This window comes from Streptomyces sp. NPDC002870 (assembly GCF_042888505.1).
Lineage (GTDB): Bacteria > Actinomycetota > Actinomycetes > Streptomycetales > Streptomycetaceae > Streptomyces.
In genome coordinates this window covers 183861-206408 of sequence record NZ_JBIAPW010000009.1, presented here as the reverse complement: position 1 = coordinate 206408, position 22548 = coordinate 183861, and the positions used below count along the sequence as shown (strand labels likewise).

17 protein-coding genes are annotated in these 22548 nt (G+C 70.6%); 5 read left to right on the top strand and 12 right to left on the bottom strand.

Features of this window, described 5'->3' with window-relative positions; translation table 11 throughout:
- Positions 1–5: 5 nt before the first annotated feature.
- The 5 genes from ACFYWY_RS14410 to ACFYWY_RS14390 form a co-directional block, all read right to left on the bottom strand.
- On the bottom strand, positions 6–1292 hold the full coding sequence (locus ACFYWY_RS14410) for a Gfo/Idh/MocA family protein (protein WP_389184981.1): 1287 nt from the start codon (positions 1290–1292) through the stop codon (positions 6–8).
- A 236-nt stretch (positions 1293–1528) separates the two neighbouring features.
- Positions 1529–2575 carry a substrate-binding domain-containing protein gene (locus tag ACFYWY_RS14405; RefSeq protein ID WP_389184978.1) on the bottom strand — a complete coding sequence of 349 codons (1047 nt, stop codon included), beginning with the start codon at positions 2573–2575 and terminating at the stop codon, positions 1529–1531.
- An 81-nt stretch (positions 2576–2656) separates the two neighbouring features.
- Positions 2657–3691, bottom strand: a complete 1035-nt coding sequence (locus ACFYWY_RS14400) for an ABC transporter permease (RefSeq protein ID WP_389184975.1) — start codon at positions 3689–3691, stop codon at positions 2657–2659.
- Positions 3688–5211, bottom strand: a complete 1524-nt coding sequence (locus ACFYWY_RS14395; protein ID WP_389184972.1) for a sugar ABC transporter ATP-binding protein — start codon at positions 5209–5211, stop codon at positions 3688–3690. Before ACFYWY_RS14395 ends, ACFYWY_RS14400 begins: the two co-directional genes overlap by 4 nt.
- Before the next feature lie 249 nt (positions 5212–5460).
- On the bottom strand, positions 5461–6642 hold the full coding sequence (locus tag ACFYWY_RS14390) for an ROK family protein (protein ID WP_389184969.1): 1182 nt from the start codon (positions 6640–6642) through the stop codon (positions 5461–5463).
- 209 nt (positions 6643–6851) lie between these two features.
- Here ACFYWY_RS14390 and ACFYWY_RS14385 point away from each other — a divergent pair, with 209 nt between their 5' ends.
- Positions 6852–7682 (top strand): NAD(P)H-binding protein, encoded by an 831-nt coding sequence (locus ACFYWY_RS14385; protein WP_389184966.1) that lies wholly within the window; start codon positions 6852–6854, stop codon positions 7680–7682.
- Positions 7683–7768: 86 nt separating this feature from the next.
- On the opposite strand, the gene ACFYWY_RS14380 is transcribed toward ACFYWY_RS14385, so the two are convergent.
- Genes ACFYWY_RS14380 through ACFYWY_RS14370 form a run of 3 tightly spaced genes read right to left on the bottom strand, consistent with a single transcriptional unit; the run spans position 7769 to position 12539 of the window.
- Positions 7769–8947 carry an XdhC family protein gene (locus ACFYWY_RS14380; protein WP_389184963.1) on the bottom strand — a complete coding sequence of 393 codons (1179 nt, stop codon included), beginning with the start codon at positions 8945–8947 and terminating at the stop codon, positions 7769–7771.
- Between the two features lie 53 nt (positions 8948–9000).
- Positions 9001–9957, bottom strand: coding sequence for an FAD binding domain-containing protein (locus tag ACFYWY_RS14375; protein WP_389184960.1), 957 nt, complete (start codon positions 9955–9957; stop codon positions 9001–9003).
- Complete coding sequence (locus tag ACFYWY_RS14370) at positions 9954–12539, bottom strand: molybdopterin-dependent oxidoreductase (RefSeq protein WP_389184957.1); 2586 nt, start codon at positions 12537–12539, stop codon at positions 9954–9956. Before ACFYWY_RS14370 ends, ACFYWY_RS14375 begins: the two co-directional genes overlap by 4 nt.
- Positions 12540–12963: 424 nt before the next feature.
- Here ACFYWY_RS14370 and ACFYWY_RS14365 point away from each other — a divergent pair, with 424 nt between their 5' ends.
- Both ACFYWY_RS14365 and ACFYWY_RS14360 read left to right on the top strand, forming a co-directional pair.
- Positions 12964–13512 carry a TetR/AcrR family transcriptional regulator gene (locus ACFYWY_RS14365; protein ID WP_389184954.1) on the top strand — a complete coding sequence of 183 codons (549 nt, stop codon included), beginning with the start codon at positions 12964–12966 and terminating at the stop codon, positions 13510–13512.
- Positions 13513–13600: 88 nt separating this feature from the next.
- Entirely contained in the window at positions 13601–16354 is a 2754-nt protein-coding gene (locus tag ACFYWY_RS14360) for a LuxR C-terminal-related transcriptional regulator (RefSeq protein ID WP_389184951.1), read from the top strand.
- A 19-nt stretch (positions 16355–16373) separates the two neighbouring features.
- Here ACFYWY_RS14360 and ACFYWY_RS14355 read toward each other — a convergent pair whose 3' ends face one another.
- From ACFYWY_RS14355 to ACFYWY_RS14345, 3 genes are all read right to left on the bottom strand, one after another.
- Entirely contained in the window at positions 16374–17048 is a 675-nt protein-coding gene (locus ACFYWY_RS14355) for a GntR family transcriptional regulator (RefSeq protein ID WP_389184948.1), read from the bottom strand.
- Between the two features lie 89 nt (positions 17049–17137).
- Positions 17138–17614 (bottom strand): NUDIX domain-containing protein, encoded by a 477-nt coding sequence (locus ACFYWY_RS14350; RefSeq protein ID WP_389184945.1) that lies wholly within the window; start codon positions 17612–17614, stop codon positions 17138–17140.
- Between the two features lie 52 nt (positions 17615–17666).
- Positions 17667–18614, bottom strand: coding sequence for a beta-ketoacyl-ACP synthase III (locus ACFYWY_RS14345; protein ID WP_389184942.1), 948 nt, complete (start codon positions 18612–18614; stop codon positions 17667–17669).
- On the opposite strand from ACFYWY_RS14345, the gene ACFYWY_RS14340 reads away from it, so the two are divergent.
- On the top strand, positions 18598–19848 hold the full coding sequence (locus tag ACFYWY_RS14340) for a 2-dehydropantoate 2-reductase (protein WP_389184939.1): 1251 nt from the start codon (positions 18598–18600) through the stop codon (positions 19846–19848). The two genes, ACFYWY_RS14345 and ACFYWY_RS14340, sit on opposite strands and share 17 nt — an antisense overlap.
- A 76-nt stretch (positions 19849–19924) precedes the next feature.
- Positions 19925–20764, top strand: a complete 840-nt coding sequence (gene fdhD / locus ACFYWY_RS14335; RefSeq protein ID WP_389185111.1) for a formate dehydrogenase accessory sulfurtransferase FdhD — start codon at positions 19925–19927, stop codon at positions 20762–20764.
- 96 nt (positions 20765–20860) lie between these two features.
- On the opposite strand, the gene ACFYWY_RS14330 is transcribed toward fdhD, so the two are convergent.
- Positions 20861–22540, bottom strand: coding sequence for a PHP domain-containing protein (locus ACFYWY_RS14330; RefSeq protein WP_389184936.1), 1680 nt, complete (start codon positions 22538–22540; stop codon positions 20861–20863).
- Between the last annotated feature and the right edge of the window lie 8 nt (positions 22541–22548).

Sequence of the window (22548 nt, the reverse complement as noted above, 5' to 3'; positions counted from 1 at the left end):
ACCTCCTAGACCTGTGCCTGTACGGATGTCTGCGCGGGTGTCTGTGCGGGTGTCTGTGCGGTTGTCTGTGCGGTTGTCGGTACGGATGGCTGCGCGGATGTGGGTACGGGGGTGTAGACGGCGCTCCTCTCCGCGCTCTCCTCCACCGCGGCGAGCACCCGCTGCACCTGCAGTCCGTCCGCGAACGACGGCGTCGGGTCGGTGCCCGTGGCGATCGCCTCGACCAGATCGCGCGCCTGGTGGGCGAAGGTGTGCTCGTAGCCCAGCGCGTGGCCGGGCGGCCACCACGCCTCCAGATACGGATGCTCCGACTCGGTGACCAGGATCCGCCGGAAGCCGGATGAGGCGGCGGGCTCGGTGTGGTCGTGGAAGGACAGCTCGTTGAGCCGCTCCAGGTCGAAGGCCAACGACCCCAGCTCGCCGTTGATTTCGAGCCGCAGGGCGTTCTTGCGGCCCGAGGCCATCCGGGTGACCTCGAAGGAGGCGAGCGCCCCCGACGCGAGCCGCCCGGTGAACACGGCCGCGTCGTCTACGGTGACCGGCCCCCGCTCGGCGCCGCCCGAAGCGGAGAGACCGGCCGAAGCGCCGGCGAGCAGTGGACGCTCCCGTACGAACGTCTCCGACAGTGCCGAGACCCCGACCAGCGGCTCCCCCGCCAGATACTGCGCCAGGTCCACGATGTGCGCGCCCAGATCGCCCAGCGCGCCCGAGCCGGCATGCTCGCGCCTGAGCCGCCAGGTGAGCGGGAACTGAGGGTCGACCAGCCAGTCCTGGAGATAGGTGAAGCGCACATGCCGCAATGTGCCGAGCCTGCCCTCTGCGATCAGCCGGCGCGCGTAAGCGATCGCCGGCACGCGCCGGTAGTTGAAGCCGACCATCGCCAACTGCCCGCGCTCCCGGGCGCGTTCGGCCGCCGTGACCATCGCCTCGGCCTCGGCGACGGAGTTGGCCAGCGGCTTCTCGCACAGAACGTGCTTGCCCGCCTCCAGCGCCGCGATCGCGATCTCCGCATGGCTGTCACCCGGTGTGCAGATGTCGACGAGCTGCACGTCGTCGCGGGTCACGAGGTCGCGCCAGTCGGTCTCCGCCGCAGCCCAGCCGTGTCTGTCGGCCGCGGCCCGCACGGCTGCCTCGTCACGGCCGCCGATCGCGGCGAGGACCGGCCGCAACGGCAGGTCGAAGACGCGTCCGACGGTGCGCCACCCCTGTGAGTGGGCGCCGCCCATGAACGCGTATCCGACCATGCCGACGCCGATGGTCGGCGGGGTGGCCTCACTGTCCGTCTGTTCCATCTCTCTCCTTGCGTAGGATCCGGCCTCCAGGCGGGAGGGAAACTCAGTCTTCGCCCTCGGAGCCACGAAGCGGCGTAGTACGCTTTGACCCTGCCTTCGGGCAGCGGTCAGGGCTTGGCCGTCATGAGGCTCTACAGGCCGAGTGAGAAGCCACCCCGTTTACGGGTGGAGGAGTCACACGGGTTCCTCCTCGTCGCTTGTTCGGTGGGGCATTTGGGACACGCTGCCGGGACCGGTCAGCTGAAGCCGGTGGGCAGGTACTCGTCGACGTTCTCCTTGGTCACGACGGCCGAGTAGAGGGTGATCGAGGCAGGGATCTCCAGCTCCGACATGCCGGTGACGCCCTTGCCCTGCCCGAGCGCGCGGGCGAGATCGATGGCGGAGGCGGCCATGGTGGGCGGGTAGAGAACGGTGGCCTTCAGGACGCTGTTGTCTGCCTTGATGGCGTCCATCGCGGACTTGGCTCCGGCGCCGCCGACCATCAGGAAGTCCTTGCGGCCGGCCTGTGCGATGGCGCGCAGCGCGCCCACGCCCTGGTCGTCGTCGTGGTTCCACAGAGCATCGAACTGGCTCTGCGCCTGCAGGAGTTGGGCCATCTTCGCCTGACCGGACTCGACGGTGAAGTCGGCGGCCTGGCGGGCCGCTTTCCTGATGTTGGGGTAGTTCTTCAAGGCATCGTCGAAGCCCTGGGTGCGCTGCTTGGTGAGCTCCAGATTGTCGAGCCCGGCCAGCTCGATGACCTTGGCGTTCGGCTTGTCCTTGAGCTTCTCGCCGATGTAGTTGCCGGCGTTGAGGCCCATGCCGTAGTTGTCGCCGCCGATCCAGCAGCGGTACGCCTGCGGGGAGGCGAAGATCCGGTCCAGGTTGATGACGGGGATGCCCGCCTTCATGGCCTGCAGGCCGACCTGGGTCAGCGCCTTGCCGTCGGCGGGCAGGATGACGAGTACGTCGACCTTCTTGTTGATCAGCGTCTGGACCTGGCCGATCTGGGCGGCGGTGTCGTTCGAGCCCTCGGTGATCTCCAGGGTCACCTCGGAGTACTTCTTCGCCCGCGACTTGGCGTTCTCGTTGATCGCGTTGAGCCAGCCGTGGTCGGCCTGGGGCCCGGCGAAGCCGATGGTGACGGCCTTGCCCGGCTTGTCGTCGGCGGCCGGCGCATTGTCGGTGGCTGCCTCCGACTTCTTGGGCTCGTTGCTGGTGCAGGCGGTCAGCAGTGCTCCGGCGGAGACGGCGGCGGTCCCGAAGAGCAGGCCTCTGCGGCTGGTGGCTGGGATTTCTGGCATGACGGATCAACCCTTCAGCTGGGCGGTTCGCTGGACGGTTCGACAGACGGGGGAAGTGGAGGGGTCGGGGTGAGGCGGGGGTCAGGTCTCGCTGCCGCGCAACGTTCGGTGCTGGATCAGGACGGCGGCGACGATGATCGCGCCCTTGGCGATCTGCTGGACGGCGCTCTCAAGGTTGTTGAGGGCGAAGATGTTGGTGATGGTGGTGAACACGAGGACGCCGAGGACCGAGCCGACGATGGTGCCCCGGCCGCCGCTGAGCAGGGTGCCGCCGATGATCGCCGCGGCGATGGCGTCGAGTTCGTAGAGATTGCCGTTGGTGTTCTGTCCCGAGCCGGCCAGCACGATGAGCATGAAGGCGGCGATTCCGCAGCACAGTCCGGAGAGCAGATACAGATAGAGCCGCTGGCGCCGTACGTCGATGCCGGCGAGGCGGGCGGCTTCCGCGTTGCCGCCGACCGCGACGGTCCGCCGCCCGAAGGTCGTACGGTTCAGCAGCAGCCAGCCGATGACCGTGACGGCCGCGAAGACCAGCACCAGCGGCGGGATGCCGAGGATGTACGCGTCCTTGATGCCCAGATCCAGTACGGAGTTCACGGTGACCATCTGGGTCTTGCCGTCCGTGATCTGGAGGGCGAGTCCTCGGGCGGATGCCAGCATGGCGAGCGTCGCGATGAACGGCACCATCCCGCCGTACGCGATGAGCAGTCCGTTCACCAGACCGCAGCCGAGTCCGACGATCACCGCGGTGAAGAGGATGCCCGCGAAGCCGTACTCCTGTGTGGCCACCGTAGTGGCCCACACCGAGGCCAGCGCCACGATCGCGCCGACCGACAGGTCGATGCCGCCGCTGGTGATCACGAAGGTCATGCCGACGGTGACGACGCCGATGATGGAGGCCTGCGTGAGGACGAGCTGAAGGTTGCTGACATCGAGGAATTCATCGGGCTTGGTGATGCCGCCGACCGCGATCAGTACGGCGAGGACGCCGAGCAGCGAGAGATTGCGGACATCGGCGCGCAGTCCGAGCGGGCGACGCCAACCTCCGCCTGCCGGTGCGGACTTGGCGGTGGGTATCGGCGCGTCCTGCCGCGCCGGAGAGGCTGGCTGCGTCATGCCGTCGGGCTCCCTTCCATCACAAGGTCGAGTACGCGGTGCTCGTCGAGCTCCCGGGCGTCGGCCGTGTGCACGACGCTGCCCTCGCGGAGCACCAGCACCCGGTCGGCGAGGCCCAGGACTTCGGGCACTTCGCTGGATACGAGAAGTACGGCGAGGCCTTCGTCGGCCAGCCGGCGGATCACGGCGTACAGCTCGGCGCGGGCGCCGACGTCGACGCCGCGGGTGGGCTCGTCGAGGAGCAGCACCCGGCAGCCGCGCAGCAGCCAGCGGGCGAGCACGGCCTTTTGCTGATTGCCGCCGGAGAGGGTGCGGATGCGGGCGTCGGGGTTGTCGGGCCGCAGTGAGAGTTCCCTGGTCGCCTGCTGTGCGGCGGCGCGCTCCCGGCTGCGGTCGAGCCAGCCGCCGCGGGAGAAGCGGGAGAGGGAGGAGACGGAGACATTGCGGGTGACGGACTCCAGCATCAGCAGCCCCTGCGCCTTGCGCTCCTCGGGGGCGAGTCCGACTCCGGCGCGGACGGCCGAGCGGACGCTGCCGGGGCGCAGCGGGCTGCCGTCGACGAGGACGCGTCCGGCGCTGGGTTTGCGTGCGCCGTAGATCGTCTCCAGGATCTCGGAGCGTCCGGAGCCGACGAGTCCGGCGAGCCCGACGATCTCACCGGGGCGCAGCTCCAGGTCGACGGGCGCGAACTCCCCTTCCCTGGCGAGCCCTTCGACCCGCAGCACCGGCTGCCGGTCAGCCGCGCGGGCCGGGTCGGGCCGCTCGGGGAAGACGTACTCGACGTTCCGTCCGGTCATCATGGCAACGATGTCGCGGGTGGGAGTGTCGCGTGCGGGCAGGCCGACGGCGACCGCCCGGCCGTCCTTGAGCACGGTCACCCGGTCGCCGATGCGGCGGATCTCTTCGAGCCGGTGGGAGATGTAGACGACGGCCACGCCGTCGGCGGTCAGACTGCCGACGATACGGAAGAGGTTGTCGACCTCGTCGGGGTCGAGGGCGGCGGAGGGCTCGTCCATCACGATGAGCCGTACTTCGTGGGAGAGCGCGCGGGCCATGGAGACGATTTGCTGCTGTGCGGCGGAGAGATCGCCGACGTGGCGGGCCGGGTCGATCTCCGGGTGCCCAAGTCGCCCCAGAATCGTGGCGGTTGCCGACCTGGCTTCCCTGCCGCGTACGACGAAACCGGCCGAGGTGGGCTCGTGCCCGAGGAAGACGTTCTCGGCGACGGACAGTCCTTCGACCAGGTCGAGTTCCTGGTAGATGGTGGCGATGCCGAGGCGCATGGCGGCGATGGGCGATTTGAGGGCTACCGCGTCGCCGCGCCAGGTGATCTCGCCGGTGTCGGGCTGATGGGCTCCGGCGAGCACCTTGATCAGGGTGGATTTGCCGGCGCCGTTCTGGCCGAGGAGGCAGTGGACCTCGCCGGCCTGGACGTCCAGGTCCACACCGTCGAGGGCGCGGACGCCCGGGAACGACTTGGTGATGCCGGACATCGTGAGCAGGGGTGGTTCTGGTGCCATGACGAATCCCCTCGGCGGGTGCGGCCGGTGAGCGGGCAGGGCGCTGTGCTGGTGCGGGTGGTTCCGTTGCGGGTGGCTCTTGTGTTGCGGGGAGCTCTGTTGGCGGTCTTTCCTGCGGGTGGCTCTGCTGCCGGTGCTTTCCTGCGGGTGGCTCTGTTGCCGGTACTTCTCTTGCGGGTGGCTCTGTTGCCGGTGGTGCTCGCGCCTTGCGGCGCACCTGGCGTGGTGCGATCGTCCGGCCCGGTCGTGTCAGGCCGGCGAGAACAGGTGGTCGCTGATGAGCCTGGCCGCGCCGATCACTCCGGCGGTCGGCCCCAACTCGCCCAGCACGATGGGGAGATTGCCGGTCGCCAGCGGCAGCGACTGGCGGTAGACCTGGGTCCGTACGCTCGCCAGCAGCGTGTGGCCGAGGCCGGTCACCCCGCCGCCGATCACCACAAGACCGGGGTTGAAGAAGCTGACCAGTCCCGCGATGACCTGGCCGACGCGGTTGCCGCCCTCGCGGATGAGGTCGAGCGAGGTGGCGTCGCCCGCGGCCGCGGCGGCCGCGACATCCACGGCCGTGAGCCGTCCCGCCGCCTCCAGCCGGGCGGCGAGCTCCTCCGACCGGCCGGTGCGGGCCGCGTCCTCGGCGTCGCGGGCCAGCGCGGCGCCGCTGAAGTGGGCTTCCAGGCAGCCCTTGTTGCCGCAGGCGCAGGCGCGGCCGTCCGGTTCGACCTGGATATGGCCGATGTCGCCGGCGCTGCCCGTCGTACCGCGGTAGACCTCACCGCCGACGACGATGCCGCAGCCGATGCCCGTACCGATCTTGATGCAGAGGAAGTCGCCGACGGAGCGGGCGACGCCCGCGTGCTGCTCCCCCATCGCCATCAGGTTCACATCGTTGTCGACCATGACCGGGCAGCCCAGGTCCTGGCTGAGCGCCTCACGCACCGGGAAGCCGTCCCAGCCGGGCATGATCGGCGGCGCGACCGGCACGCCTTCGGGGTAGCGGACCGGGCCGGGGACGCCGATGCCGGCGCCGTCGAAGCCTTCGGCGAGTCCGGAGGCCCTGAGCTTGGCCGCCATCGACAGCACCTGCTCGAAGACGGCGACCGGGCCCTCGCGTACGTCCATGGGGTGGTTGAGGTGGCCGAGCACTTCCAGCTCGGCGTTGGTGACGGCCACATCGATCGAGGTGGCGCCGATGTCGACGCCGAGGAAGCGCAGTGCGGGTGCGAGCCGGATGTTGTGGGAGCGCCGCCCGCCGCGCGAGGCGGCAAGGCCGTCCGCGACCACGAGCCCGGTCTCAAGGAGCCGGTCGACCTCCACGGCGAGCTTGGAACGGGACAGGTCCACCTGATCGCCCAGCTGGGCTCGGGAGTTGGGCCCACCGTCGCGCAACAGCCTGAGCAGTCGCGCCTGGTGCGCGTTCGCGGGTCGAGCGGTCATGCGTCTCACGTGCCCCTCCCCGCCGTTCCAGGCCTCTCCGTCGTGCTTTCGAGGGGAACGTAGCAGCGCTTTCCCTGAGTGGGAAGAACTTGAGCAGTGTTCCGGTACAACTTTCTCCACACCCGGGACAAAGCTCTGCTCGCCGATGGAGACCGAAGGACCACAGACTGAACTCAGGGACACCGCGGGGCTTCGAGAGGGGAATTCGCATGATCCTGGTGACAGGTGCCACGGGGAACGTGGGATCGGCGCTGGTCAAGCAGCTGGCCGAGGCGGGCGAGCCGGTCCGCGGGCTGAGCCGCGGCGGGGACGCTTCCCGGCTCCCGCCGGGCGCCGAAGCCGCGGCGGGCGATCTCAACAGCCCCGAGTCTCTGATCCCCGCGCTCACGGGCGTGAGCGCGGTCTTTCTGCTCCCGGGGTACGAGAACATGCCCGTGACCCTGGCGGAGATCCGCCGGGCGGGCGCGGCACGCGTGGTGCTCCTGTCGGGGAGCTCCGCCGGCGGCGGCGACCTCGGTAACGTCATATCCCGCTACATGATCGAGTCCGAGACGGCGGTACGGGAGTCCGGCCTGCCCTGGACCTTCCTGCGGCCGGGCGGCTTCATGACCAACACCTTGCAGTGGGCGGACCAGTTGCGCACGGGCGACGTGGTGCGCGCGCCGTGGGCGGGCGTACGGATCGCGAACATCGACCCGTGGGACATCGCGGCGGTCGCGGCGGCGGCGCTGCGTACCGTGGAGCACGAGGGCCGCGTCTACGCCCTGTCCGGACCGGAATCGCTGCTCCCGGCGGACCGGGTGCGGATCCTGGGCGAAGTACTCGGCCGCGAACTGCGCTTCGAGGGGCAGTCCGACGAGGAGGCGCGGGCGGAGATGAGCACGCAGATGCCGGCCGAGTACGTCGACGCCTTCTTCAGTTTCTACTCCGACGGCACGATCGACGAGTCGCGAGTGCTGCCGACGGTGGAGGAGGTTACGGGCAGGGAGCCGCGTACGTTCCGGCAGTGGGCGCAGGCCAACGCGGGCGCGTTCGCCTAGGTTCCGGTTTCAGCGAACCGCTGTGTACACCGTCTGCGGACCGGTCCCGGCGGCTTCGGCTCACAGCTTCGGTTCAAGGCTTCGGCTCAAGGGACTTCGGCAAATGTGGGGACGTGCCGTGCTCGGTGGATGGGGCCGACGCCGCCGGTGAGCGGCAGACAGCCTCCGCCGCGGTTGCCCGCGACGATCTCCGCCGCGATGGCGACGGCGGTTTCCTCAGGGGTACGGGCACCGAGGTCCAGGCCGATGGGCGAGTGAAGTCTGCCGATCTCGGATTCGGTGAGCCCGGCCTCGCACAGCTGGGCGAGGCGGTCGTGGTGGGTGCGTCGGGAGCCCATGGCTCCGATGTAGCCGAGCGGTATCCGCAGGGCCCGCTCCAGGAGCGGGATGTCGAACTTGGGGTCGTGCGTGAGGACGCAGACCACGGTGCGGCCGTCCAGCCTGCCCGCGGCGGCCTCGCGGTCGAGGTAGAGATGCGGCCAGCCGACCACGACCTCGTCGGCGTAAGGGAAACGCGCCTCGGTGGCGAACACTTCCCGGGCGTCGCAGATCGTCACCCGGTAGCCCAGGAAACCGCCCAGGCGTGCGACGGCCCCGGCGAAGTCGATGGCGCCGAAGATCAGCATCCGGGGCGCGGGCACATGGGACTCGACGAAGAACGTGACGGTCTGTTGCGTGTGCGGGTCGCAGGACCGGCCGTCCGGGGCAAGCTCGAATGTCCCTGTCTTTCCCGCCTCGAGGAGGGCGCGGGCCTGCGTGACGGCAGCGAGCTCGAGAGCGCTGCGTTGCCCCGCCGGGTCGAGGCCGTCGGGGAGACTCCCGAGGTGGAGGTTGGGCTGAACCCCGAGCGCGGCCCCCAGCAGGCTGGCCGGACCCTCGATGACACGCACCAGAGCTACGGGCTCGTCCCCGGAGATGGAGTCCAGCACGGTGTCAAAGGCCGGCTCCGGGCCCGGCGGCACCGGCTGGACGAAGATGTCGATGATCCCGCCGCAGGTCAAGGCGGCCGCGAAGGCGTCCTCTTCGCTGTATCCGAAGCGCTGCAGCACCGGCTGTCCGGTGCGGAGCGCTTCGAGACACAGCTCGTAGACGGCCGCCTCCACACATCCTCCGGAGACGCTGCCCACGGTCTGGCCGTCCGTGCTCACCGCCAGCGCGGCACCGGGCGGGCGGGGGGCGCTGCCCGAGACCGCCACCACGGTGGCCACCGCGAAGCCGCGGCCCGCGGCTCGCCAGGCGTGCAATTGCTGGGCGATGTCGTGCATCGGCGAACTCTGGCTCTCCGGATCAGTTCTGAGTGGTTGTCAGGTGGCCGTTGTCAGTCGGTCTCGGTCCCGATCGCCTTTTCGAGCACGTCGAGAACGGTGTCGCGGAGCAGCTCCACCTTGTAGCGGGTCTGGGGCAGGGGCGAGCAGCGTCCGGTGGCCGCGGTCGCGGCGGTGAACAGGTTCTCGGGTGTCGGCTCACGCCCGAGCAGGGCGTCCTCGACTTCCGGCAGCCGCAGTGGGGTATGGGCGATGCCGCCGGCAGCGACCGCGACCGCGGTGACGATGTCGTCGGAGACGGTCACCCGGGCCACCGCTTCGACCAGCGGCCATTCCGCCATGGCGCGGCTGATGGCCCGGTTGTAGGAGGCCCGTTCGCCGGGCAGCGGGGGCGGCAGGGTGACGGCGGTGAGGATGTGCTGCGGGGCGAGCAGATGGTCACGCGTGGGGTCGGATCCGTCGCCGTACAGGTCGGCGACGCTCAAGGTCCCCGCTTCATGTACGTCGATCCGTGCGTCATAGCTGAGCAGGGCGATCGCGATCGACGAGGGATGCGGGGCGATGCAGGGCCCTTGGTCGATCACTGCGGCGTGCACGTGGATCCCGGTGCGGGCGGGACAGCCCTCGCCTCCGTCGCGGTAGCAACTGAAGTGGGGATTGCGGTAGTACCAGCAGCGGTTGTGCTGGAGAAGGTTGCCGCCCAGGGTGCCGGCGGTTCGGATCTGCGGCGTGGCCAGTGCGCCCGCCGTGTGGGCCAGGGCGGGATAGTCCGCCTGCAGCCCGGGGTCGGCGGACAGCTCTGCGACACCGGTCAGCGCTCCTATCCGCGTGGTCCCGTCGGCCTGGCGGGTGATGCCGTGCATGGCGGGGAGCAGGGGGATCTGGACGGCGGCGCTGCGCGTGACTCCGCCGCGTCGGCGGGCTGTGGTGTCGGTGCCCCCGGCGCGCAATTCCGCGCCGTTGTCGAGAACGGCGGCCGCGGCCTCGTCGAGGGTGAGGGGCTGGTTCACGCGCGCAGTCCTTCCAGGAGCCGGTCCGGGCGGATCGGCAGGTGATGGGGGCGCCACCCGGTGGCGGCGTGGACGGCGTTGCCGACGGACGCGGCAACCGGCATCGTGCAGACCTCTCCCAGGCCGACCCCGCCGCCGTCGACGTGATCGAAACCCTCCTCGTGGAAGTGGATGTCGATCTCGGGAATGTCGCCGATCCCGGGGATGCGGTAGTCCTCAAGGTTGTCGCTCAGCACGACACCGGTCCGTGGGTCGGTGACGCGCTCCTCGTACAGGGCGTAACCGATGCCCTGGACGATGCCCCCCTGGCACTGGCTGAGGGCCAGAGCCGGCGAGTACAGGCGACCGGCGGCGATCCCGCCCCACACGCGCGTTACGCGCGTCTGGCCGAGGCGGGTGTCGACCTCGACCTCGGTGACATGAACAGCGCCGGTGAAGCCCCTGCCGATGGTCACGCCGCCGACCTGTACGGGAGTGGCGTAGCCGAGGCGGTCCCGTCGGCGTTTGCCGACCACTCGAAGGCCCTCGCCCTCGGCGAGAAGCTGTTCCACGGTGCCGCCGGCGCCCCGCCCCGAAGCCTTGGCGGCGAGCGCGGAGCGCAGGCGAGCGGCGGCGTCGCGGGCGGCGGGCGCGATCGAGGGGGTGGTCCGGCTGCCGCCCGAGGTGGGTCCGTGGACGGTTCCCGTACGGCCGATGTCGACGCGCACCCGCTCCGGAGGCAGACCCAGTTCGGCGGCGATCGCTTCGGCGATGACGGACCGGGAGCCCTGCCCCATGTCCTGGGTGGCCGTGCGGGCGACCACGATGCCCTCTTCGACGGTGAGTTCGACCTGCGTTCCCGGGTCGAGGAAGTACATCCAGTTGGCGGCGGCGATGCCCACACCGCGCCGGAAGCGGCCGGTCTGGGAGCCGACGGCGGGCCGGCCGGTCCACAACGGCAGAGCCGCTGCCACGTCGTAGAGGGCTCGCCGCTTGGAGTTGCCGTCCCAGCGGCGGCGCAGCGCGATGGGGTCTTCCCCTCGGCGGTGGGCCGTTTCGTCGACGGCCTGCTCCAGCGCCCAGGCCAGGGGCGGTCCGCCGGGTCCGCGGAAGGGGGTGGCAGGAGGCCGGTTGGTGACGACGTCGAAGTCGCGCAGCCGCCGCGGAGCGTTTCCGTAGATGAACCGTGCAAGCGCGGCCACGCCCGATCCGACGGATGTGCCACCGTCTCCGTGCACGTCGAGGGTCAGCGCGGCCAGATTCCCGTCGTCGTCGGTGAGCATGGCGATATCGGCCCGGGCACCGGGCCGGTGGCCGCCGTCGGTGAGTTCCTCGGCCCGGTTCAGGACGACCCGCACCGGGGCCGCGTGCAGCCTGGCCAGTTCCGCCGCGGCGACGATGTCGCTGGTCAAGGTGAGTTTCGAACCGAATCCGCCTCCGACGTGCACCGCGGAGGCATGCACCTGCCCGGGCCGCAGACCCAATCGCTCGGCGGCGCGCTCGGCAACCTCGGCGAGAGCCTGGGTGGACACCCAGAGGTGAAGGTCGCCGTCGCTGTCCCACGACGCCAGGCACGCGTGCGGCTCAAGCGCGGTGTGCACCTGGGGTTCGGCCGTGAATGTGGCCTCGACCAGCCGCCGGTCCTCGCCGTGCGCGCGGGCCTGCTCGACCCGCTTGAGGGCGAGAGAGCCGCGCCAGTTCATCCGCACCGGGCCTCGTACGTTCCCGTTCCACTTGGCGGGCATCACAAGCCCCTCGGCAGAGGCGGGGGCCTGCTTCCGCTCTTCCTTGGTGGGATAGACCACCGGGCTGTCCGGGAGCTGGGCCTCGCCCAGATCGACGGCGGCCGGCAGAACCTCGTAGTCCACCTGGACCCGCTCGGCGGCAGTCTCGGCCGCGGCGAGGGTCTCCGCCGCGACGGCGGCTATCGGCTGGCCTACGTATCGGACCGTACGGTCTTCGGGCAGCATGTCGACCAACTTGTTGCCGCCGGTCACTGACCTGACGCGGGCATGGGCGTGCCGGGAGCGGATGATGACCCCGTCGAGGAGGCCGTCCGGCTGGACGTCCGTCGTGTACTGGGCCTGGCCGGTGATCTTCTGCATCGCTTCCACGCGAGGCGGCGGAGCCTCATCCGTGTCGTGTGCGCCCGTGCACGCCGCGGCGACAGCCGCGTAGATTCCCTCGTACGCACCGCAGCGACACAGATGGCCAGCCAGGGCGGCGGCGATCTCGGCCCGCGAAGGGGCGGTGTCGCCGTGCCCGGCCCGCCACTGGTCCACGAAACTCGAGGCTTCCATGACGAACCCGGGCGTGCAGTAGCCGCACTGCAGTGCGTCATGGGCGGCGAACGCCCGTTGGACCGGGTGCTTGCCCTGCAGACCCTCCACAGTGGTGACTGACTTGCCTTCCAGGGCTGCCACCGGGGTCAGGCAGGCCACCTTCGGGACACCGTCGACGTGGACCGTGCACGCCCCGCAGACACCCGCCCCGCAGACCAGTTTCGTCCCCGTCAGGCCCAACGTCTCACGCAAGAGCTGGACCGCGGTGGCGTCTGGTTCGCTCCCGACCTGACGCGCAGATCCGTTGACCGTTACATCCATGTGCGAAATTCCTTGGAAGAGGAGAGAAGCCCGGGTACCTGCCGCTTGTCGCTGCCGCGCAGCCCGCTTGCTTGCCCGCTTGCTGCAGTGGAGACAACCCTGATGGATCAAGAGGGCGACGGGATGAGTAAAAACTGCTCATTTCCGGGTCCCGCATACGGCACCCGATCAGCCGCATCAGCTTCGAGTGCCACTTGCCCTTGAGTGTCAGTCTGCTGCCGCAGAGGGTTTCCGGCACGCCGCAGAGAAGGCGAGCGACCCCCGTTGTGCAATCTGACGTTTCATGCATAGAATGTCAGCATGACAAGTCGACGACGGGAACGTCGCGAGTGCCGCACAGCGAGGCCGACCGGAACCTGTTCACCTGTCAGAACCCGGCTTCGTCCGGCCCTGTAGCCGATCTGATGCCCAGCACAATGGAGCCATGAACTCCCGACTCGACCAGGTGCTCGACGCGGCGTACGCGACGTTCACCAAGCACGGCGTGCGCCGCACCACCATGGAAGACATCGCACGGGCGGCGGGCATGTCCCGCGCCGCCGTCTACCAGTACGTACGTAACAAGGACGACGCCTTCCTGCGGCTCGCCGAGCGCCTGCACGACCAGGCGCTGGCCCAGGCCAAAGAGGCCTCGGTCGCCGAGGCCACGCCACACGAACGCGTCCGCGGGATCCTCGGCGCCAAGCTCGACCTCTTCCAGAAAGTCGTCGAGGACTCCCCGCACGCCTCGGAGCTGATCGACACCACCGACCGGCTCTGCGGGCCGACCGTTGAGCAGTTCACCACCGACCTGCACGACCTGCTCGCCGAAGCCTTCGCCGCGGCCGGCACCACGACCGTGACCCCGGCGCAGGCCGCTGACATCGCCATCGCCCTTGTTCGCGGCCTGGAATTGACGCCGGACGGCGCCGCGTTGCTACGCCCCGCCGCCGAAGCCCTCATCGTCGGACTCACCGAGAGAGACACCCCATGAACCCCTTGCCCGGGCCGGTCACACCTGATGCGCCACCCCATGACGCCGCAGAGCGTCACGGACCTTGAGGGGTGCTGTGACTGCGACAATGCCTGGTTTTGCGGATGTGTTCGTGGGCCGGGACGAACAGTTGGGATTGTTCACCCAGGGGCTGGCGGATCAACGGTGCCAGGGATTCGTCGTGTCCGGTTCGGCGGGCGTGGGCAAGTCGCGGCTGGTCGAGGAGTGTCTGACGCGGGCGGCGGGCATGGGTTTCCGGGTTGCGCGGGCGACAGCAACCGCGGCGGGCGGGTCGGTTCCGTTGGGCGCGATCGCTCATCTGGTGCCGGCGGGGGTTGATTTGTCCGATCCGGTGACCGGCTTCGCCACCGTGGCGCGGCGGTTGGCCTGTGGGGACGGGCGTGCGCTGGTACTGCTCATTGATGACGTACACCTGCTGGACGCCGTCTCGGCGGTACTCCTGCGGCAGTTGATGGATGCGGGTGTGGTGCGACTGCTCGGGACGATCTGCTCCGGTGCGCCGGTGGGTGACGCGGTGGAGGCGCTGTGCCGCGGCGACGCAGTGTGGCGGGTGGATCTGGCGGAGCTGGACCGTGGCGAGGTCGAGGAGCTGTTGCAGGCGGTGCTGGGCGGGCCGGTGGCGCAAAGGACGCTGCGGGAGCTGTATGCGGCCTGCCGTGGCAATGTGCTGTATCTGCGGGAACTGGTCACCGGGGCGCTGGACCGGGGCGCCCTGGTCAGCGACGGGGAGATCTGGGAGCTGGCGACGGGTCCGGTTCGCGGCACGACCCGGCTCGTGGAGCTGATCAGTGCGCGGCTGGCCGCGGCCGGCGCAGAGGCCCGTCCGGTACTTGAGTTGCTGGCGCTGTGTGAACCGCTGTCCCTGACAGAAGCGGAGCAGGTCGCGTCGCCCGAGGCGGTGACCGGGCTGGAGTACGCCGGGCTGGTGCGGGTGGGACAGGACGGACGGCGCACGTCGGTCGCGCTGGCGCACCCGCTGTACGGGGAGGTGCTGCGGGCCGGGCTCCCGGTGACGCGCCGGCGGGCGCTGCTGTTGCGGCAAGCCGCAAGGGTCGAGGAGGTGGGCATGAGGCGTCGCGCCGACGCGCTGAACGTCGCGTCCTGGCGGTTCACGGCGACCGGCACGGCGGATCCGGCGGCACTGGCGGAGGCGGCGGCGCTGGCCCGGTACTCCCACGACTACGGTCAGGCCCGCACGCTGCTGCAGGCTCTGCCCGAGGAACACCACACCACCGCCACCCGCCTGATGCTGGGCGAGGCGCTGTTCGAGCTGGGCGAACCGCAGCAGGCCGAGACGGTGCTGGCCGCGGCCGTCGCAGGTGCCGAGAGCGAGCAGGACAGGCTGGCGGTCACGCTGGCGCGCACCTTCAATCTGTTCTGGGGGGCCGCGGAGGCGGACGAGGCGCTGGCGGTCAACGACGCCGCCCGCACCCTGGTCACCAGCGCTGACGCCCGGCGGATGCTGCAGTACTGCGAGGGGTCCATGCGGATCGCCTCGGGCGAGGCGGTACGCGGGCTGGCCCTGCTGGAGGACATGGAAGAAGACATCCGCCTCGCTCCCAACCCGGTGGCCTGGCTCACCGGCGCCCTGATGAAGCCACTCGGGCTGGAACTGGTCGGCCGCACCGGCGACGCGGTGGACTGGGCAGAACGCGCCTACGCCGCCCACCTCACGGTCGGCCATCACACCCTCTATCCCCACCCGGCAGTCCAGCTGATCTCGGTGAACCACGCTCTGAGCAGCCACGGACGGCTGGCCGAAGCCCGCGAGGTCGGCCTGCGCGGCTACGCAGAGCTCGCCCGGGTCACCTCCACTCCCGTCCCCCAGATCTGGCTGGCCTTCGGTCTGGGCCGCACCGAGTGGCTGGCCGGGCACCCGGCCAGTGCCCGTCGTTGGTACGCCGAAGCCGCCGCCCTGGCCCGCGCATACCACCACATCAGGCCCCTCGGCCCGGCGCTGAGCGGCCTGGCCGCCTGCGCAGCGGTACTCGGCGACCTCGAAGCGGCCGAACTTGCCTGCGCCGAAGCCCGGAACTACCTGTGGCCGGACGTCTTCGCGGCCGAGGAGTATCTGGGACGAGCCTGGCTGTATGCCGCCCGGGGCCACCTCGCCCAGGCCCGTACGGTCCTCACCGACGCCGCCCGGTGCGCCCGCACCGCCGGCCTGGTCACCCCCGAGGCGCAGTTGCTCACCGATATCGCCCGCCTCGGCGGCGCCAAGAAGGTGTCAGGGCGGCTGGCCGAACTCGCCCGCCGGAGCGACGGCACGCTCACCGGCGCCGGCGCCCGTCTGGCCGCGGCCCTGGCCGCCGACGCCCCCGACCAACTCCTCGCCGTCGCCACCGCATTCGAGCAGGCCGGCGCCGACCTGCTGGCCGCCGAAGCCGCGTCCGCGGCCGCCGCCGCATGGCAACGCGCCGGTCACGGCCGCCGCGCCACCGCGGCCACCAGCCTGGCCACCGCCATCGCCGGCCGCTGCGAGGACGCCCGCACCGCCCTGCTGACCACCATCGCTCCCACCGCCCGGCTCACCGACCGTGAACGCGAAGTCGCCCTGCTCGCCGCCACCGGCACCCGTAGCAAGGACATCGCCGGCGCCCTGCACCTGTCGGTGCGCACCGTCAACAACCATCTCCAGCACGCCTACGCCAAGCTCGGTGTCACCACACGCCGCGAACTGGCCGCCGTCCTGGAACGATCCGAACCACAGCACGGACCCGCACCCCGCCTCGTCCGCCACGGCGGCGACCTGTTGCCGGATCTCCGAGGTGAACGCCCGGGCGCCCGGGCCCAGTTCACCGCGAGCGGATCGCCCGGCTGAGCCGAGGGCGCGGGCCGCCCTAGTGCTCGCGCTGGTGGTAGGACTTGCGGGTGTGCTCCGTGTGCGCCCGCATGACCTCTGTCGCCCGCTGCTCGTCACGGGCCGAGATCGCCGCGATCAGCTCCCGGTGCTCGATCCAGGACTGGCGGCCGCGCTGTCGCGCGACGGGCGTGTAGTACCAGCGCACGCGGCGGTCCACCTGTGCCGCCAGCTCGGCGAGTACGAGGTTCCCGGCGAGCTCCATCACCTTGGCGTGGAAGGCGGCGTTGGTGGCCACGGTCAGATCGACGTCGTCGTCCGCGACGGCCTGTTCGCCCTGTGCGCACAGCTCTTCGAGCGCGGCGATGCCCGCGGAGCCGGAGTTCGCCGCGGCGAGCCGGGCGGCCTCGGCCTCGAGCAGCGTACGGACCGAGAGCAGCTGGTCCGCCTCCGCCTCGGTCGGCTCATGGACGAACGCGCCCTGCGCCGGGCGCAGGTCGACCCATCCCTCGGTGTTCAGCCGCTGCAGCGCCTCGCGCACGGGCTGGCGGGAAACCCCGAGATGGCCGGCGAGTTCGCTCTCGACCAGGTGCTGGCCGGGGCGCAGTGCGCGGGTCGTGATCAGTTCGAGCAGCGCCTCGTAGACCCGCTCACGCAGCGGACCGGGGCGTTCCAGCTTGGGCACGGTTCCCTGCGGCAGTCCTGCGGACAACATCACGGTCCCCCTCGGCCGGCAACGGTGAGCAACAATTGGCTATCGTCTACAGTCTACCGAGCGCAATCCCTGGCGGGCCGAGATCCGCGTCACCTTCGGCCGGAATCGAGCAGCTCCTCCAGCCGGTCGAGGAAGATCCGCTGCCCCGTCACCAGCTTCTCCCTCGCCCCCGCCACGGAGATCCACTCGGCCCGGTCGATCTCGGGGAACTCCTGCATCCGGCCCGAGCCCCTCGGCCACTCCATGGTGAAGGTGCCCGGCACCACCAGGCCCGTGTCGAGGTCGCCGTCGACTGCCCAGACTGTGACGACCTTGCCGCCGGCCTGCCGTGCCTCGCCGAGCGGCAGCCACTCCCCGTCGGGCGGCGGGACGCCGAGCTCCTCCACGAACTCCCGCCGGGCGGCGGCCACCGGCTCCTCGTCCGGGGTGTACTCACCCTTCGGCACGGACCAGGACCCGTCGTCGCGGGACTGCCAGAACGGCCCTCCCATGTGCCCGATGAGCACCTCGGTGTCCGCGCCACGCCTGCGGAACAGCAACAGGCCCGCGCTTCGCTTGGCTGCCATGCGGTTCAGTCTGCCCCGCGGGCGGCCCCGCCGCCCGTACTCAGGGACAGCCTCAGGGGCAGCGGACGACCTGACCCGCGTACGAGAGATTGCCGCCGAAGCCGAAGAGCAGCACCGGGTCGCCCGACTCGATCTCGCCGCGCTCGACCAGCTTGGAGAGCGCCATCGGAATCGAGGCGGCCGAGGTGTTGCCGGACTGCACCACATCGCGGGCGATCACGGCGTTCACCGCGCCGATCTTCTGGGCCACGGGCTCGATGATCCGCAGATTCGCCTGGTGCAGGACGACCGCGGCGAGTTCCTCGGGGGTGACGCCCGCGCGCTCGCAGACCTTGCGGGCGATGGGCGGCAGCTGGGTGGTGGCCCACCGGTAGACGGACTGGCCCTCCTGCGCGAAGCGGGGCGGGGTGCCTTCGATCCGCACGGCATGGCCCATCTCCGGGACCGAGCCCCACAGGACGGGGCCGATCTCTCCGTCCGTGCCGGGGCCGGTCGCCTCGATGACCGCGGCTCCCGCCCCGTCGCCGACGAGCACACAGGTGGTGCGGTCGGTCCAGTCGGCGACCTCGGCCATCTTGTCGGCGCCGATGACCAGGGCACGGGCCGCGGCTCCGGCCCGTACGGCGTGGTCCGCCGTGGCGAGCGCGTGCGTGAAGCCCGCGCAGACGACATTGAGGTCCATCACGGCGGGCGAGCCCATGCCGAGACGGGCCGCGACGCGCGCCGCCATGTTGGGCGAACGGTCGATCGCGGTGGAGGTCGCGACCAGGACGAGATCGATGTCGTCGGGCGCGAGTCCGGCGGAGGCGAGCGCCTTCGCGCCGGCGTGCGCGGCCAGCTCGTCGACCGGCTCGTCGGGTCCGGCCACATGCCGGGTCTCGATCCCGACGCGGCTGCGAATCCACTCGTCGCTGGTGTCCACCATGGCGGCCAGGTCGTCATTGGTGAGCACCCTGGCGGGCTGGTAGTGCCCGAGCGCGACGATGCGTGAGCCGGTCATATGCGGGGTCCCCCTCGATGCGGACAGTGGAATTACCCAGTCTTGGCTGCTACCACCCGGTACGACGGCATGTGATCCCACAGGTTCAGGGCCCGGACTTTGGAGCTTCCCGAAGGATGTGACGACTCTTGACCGCCCCGAAAGGCATACTGTAGACAATATTCTGTCGACTCAACCCCGGTGTCAAACTACCACCGCTTCCGCCCTCGCTCGGTCGCTCAACCGAACGGAGAGCCCCGTGAAAGTCGCAGTTGTCGGCGCCGGTGCCATCGGCGCATATGTCGGCGCCGCGCTCCACCGCGCCGGCGCCGAGGTCCATCTCATCGCCCGCGGCCCGCACCTGGCGGCCATGCGCCGTGACGGCGTGCGGGTGCTCAGCCCGCGCGGCGACTTCACCGCGCGTCCGGCCGCCACCGACGACCCGGCCTCGGTCGGGCCCGTCGACTATGTCTTCCTCGGCCTCAAGGCCAATTCCTATGCGGCGTCGGGCCCGTTGGTGCATCCGCTGCTGCACGCACGTACGGCCGTCATCGCCGCGCAGAACGGCATCCCCTGGTGGTACTTCCACGGCCTGCCCGGGCCGTACACCGGACGCCGCATCGAGAGCGTCGACCCGGGCGGCGCGGTCAGCGCGACACTGCCGCCCGAGCGCGCCGTCGGGTGTGTCGTCTACGCCGCCACCGAGCTCGAATCCCCAGGCGTCGTACGCCACTTGGAAGGCACCCGGTTCTCCATCGGCGAGCCGGATCTGACCGTCTCGCGGCGGTGTCTCGACTTCAGCGAGGCAATGGTGGCGGGCGGGCTCAAGTGCCCCGTCGAGCCCGATCTGCGCAACGACATCTGGATCAAGCTGCTCGGCAATATCTCCTTCAACCCGATCAGCGCGCTCTCTCGGGCCACGATGGCGCAGATCTGCCGCCACCCGGACACCAAGGCGCTGGTCGAGACGATGATGCGCGAGACGCTCGCGGTCGCGGCCGCGGTCGGCGCTCACCCCAAGATCTCCGTGGAGCGGCGCATCGCCGGCGCCGAGCGCGTCGGCGACCACAAGACCTCCACCCTCCAGGACCTGGAGAAGGGCAAGCCGCTCGAACTGGACGTGCTGCTCGCGGCCGTCGTCGAACTGGCCGCTCTGACCAGGACTCCCGTCCCCAAGCTGTGCGCCGTGCACGCGCTCGCCGATCTGCTCGCGACGACCACCGCCCCGGCCTCCTCGCCGGGGACCGCGGCATGAGTGTGTCTGTGCAGGAGAATGAAGTCGTCAAGGGTCGCTTCGGCTTCCAACACGTACAGAATCGGAATTGATCGCCATGGGACGGGTCACCGAGCGCCGCCGCACCATCCGCATCAGGGACGGGGCGGTGTCGACCCGTCCCGACACCCTTGTGGCCGAGGAACCGCTCGAGATCCGCCTCAACGGCAAGCCGCTCGCCATCACCATGCGCACCCCGGGCGACGACTTCGCGCTCGCGGCGGGCTTCCTGGTCAGCGAGGGGGTGATCGGGGCGGCCGCCGAGGTGCGGAACATCGTGTACTGCGCCGGGGCCACGGACGACGGGGCGAACACCTACAACGTGGTGGACGTGCAGCTGGCGCCCGGCGTGCCCGTCCCCGACATCACCCTCGAGCGCAACGTCTACACCACGTCCTCGTGCGGACTGTGCGGCAAGGCCAGCCTCGACGCCGTACGCACCAACACCCGCTTCCCGATCGCCGACACTCCCCCGGTCCGCGTCGAGCCCGCGCTGCTCGCCTGCCTCCCCGACCGGCTGCGGGCGGCACAGCGGGTCTTCGACCGGACCGGGGGTCTGCACGCGGCCGCGCTGTTCTCCGAGGAGGGTGAACTGCTCGACATCCGGGAGGACGTCGGCCGGCACAACGCGGTCGACAAGCTGGTCGGCCGGGCGCTGCAGGACGGCCGGCTGCCGCTGTCCCGGATGATCCTGCTGGTCTCGGGACGGGCGTCGTTCGAGCTGGCACAGAAGGCGGTGATGGCCGGGATCCCGGTGCTGGCCGCGGTTTCCGCGCCGTCCTCGCTCGCCGTGGACCTGGCTGCCGAGACGGGTCTGACCCTGGTCGGCTTTCTGCGCGGCGCCAACATGAACGTGTACGCGGGCGACGAGCGCATCGCCCTGGGCACCGGGGTCTGAAGCGCCCCCGCTGCACGGGATACGGGCCCGGCCGGCGGGGAGCGCCCCCTGCGCCGGCCGGGCCTCTCCGTGTGAGAGGTCGGTTCGTACGAGAGGTCAGTTCACGACATCGACGAAGACCGGGTTGGTGTAGCACCAGGTGTCCAGCCACGCGTCGCCGTTGCCCGGCTCGTGCGGAATCGGCCCGTGCGGGTCGATCGCCTCGCCCAGGAAGCCCGGGCCGTTGCGCCTGCCGTCGCTGCCACGCAGCCGGACGTAGCAGGACTCCTCGGCCTTCCCGAGCGGGATGCGCAGCGTGTACCGGCCCGTGCGACCCTCGACGTCGGCCGTGTGCACGACCTTGGTGTCGGGTGCCCGCCACTCGTCACGGTCGGCGGCCGGGCCGCACACCGCGCCGCGGATCACGTCGAGGTGGGCGAGGCGCGGCACTTCACCGTGATGGTTGGGGCGGGACGCGGTGGTGACGGTGACGTTGAGGACGATCTTCTCGCCGCGGCGTACGCGCAGTCGGCCGCCCAGCGTCACGCCACGGCCGATGCCGTGCTCCCTGTTCACGCGTACGTCGAGGCCGTCGATCAGCTGACCGTGGTCGACCCAGACCCGGCCCGCCCTGAGGCCGGCCATCACATGGCGATAGCCGTAGCGGGTCACACCCACATGCGTACGGCTGAACTGGCCCGGCCAGAAGTCGCTGCCGGGCTGCGGCTCGGTGGTGTTGACGGGGTCCGGGAGGCGGCCGGTGTTGTCGAAGTTCTGGCCCGGCAGCCAGTCGCCGTTCTTCCAGGTGTCGAAGGTGACCCGGTGTACGTCCGAGTTGGACGTGACCGAGAAGAGCCTGCCCTCGGCGAGCATGGCGTCCCACAGTCCGCCGACGGTCGCGGTCGCCCAGTCGAAACCGCCGTGAGTCAGATAGGCCTCACGCGGATAGCCGGGAAAGGAGTTCTCGGAGGGAGAGTTCTCGTAGTCGCCGCGGATACTGTTCGGGGCGTTGCGGCCGGGCGATGCCGCGGCCTGGGCGCCGGGCGCGCCCTCCATGCCGATCATGATGCCGGGGGCGGCGTCGCGCCAGGCGCGCATCTCGTGCGGGGAGTCGATGCCGAGGCGCAGCGGGTGGTTGGCGAGGACCAGGACGTCGTCGACGTAGCCGCAGCGGCGCTGCTGGTCGAGCCACTGGAGCGCCTTGACGGCGTGGGCCTCGTTGCGCGGGGTGTCCGGGTGGCCGGGGCTGCCGGCGGTGTAGCCGAGGAGCTTGCCGTCGTAGGCCTGCTCGAAGCGGGTGAGCAGCTCGACCTCGTGGCGGCCGGGCGGGGAGAAGACGGTGGCGTGCTCAGCGCCGGGGATGTACCACTCCAGGCCCTGGAAGATCAGCATGCGCCGGTTGTCGGCGCGGGCCTTGAGGATCTCCTCGTGCTCGGCCTGGGCGCCGCCCGCCTTGTGGTGGCCTATGTTGCTGTGCTCGGTGAGGACCATCCAGTCCAGGCCGTACTGGGAAGCCGCGGCCGCGAGCTGGGAGAAGGTGTACTTCGCGTCATGGCTGTAGACGGAGTGCACATGGTGGTCGCCGACGAGATAGGAGAGGGCGGGGTCGCCCAGGGCCGGGGTGTGCGCCTCGGCGGCGGTCGGCGCGAGCAGGGCACCGCCTGCGAACGCGGCCCCGAACAGGCCCGCGCTGCGCAGCAGTCCGCGGCGCGAGAGTCCCTGCGGGTCGAGCGAGTCGGCGGGTACGTCGGGGTCCGCCCAGCGGGGCAGGGGCTGAATGGGTCTCTGACTCGGCATGAGGTGCT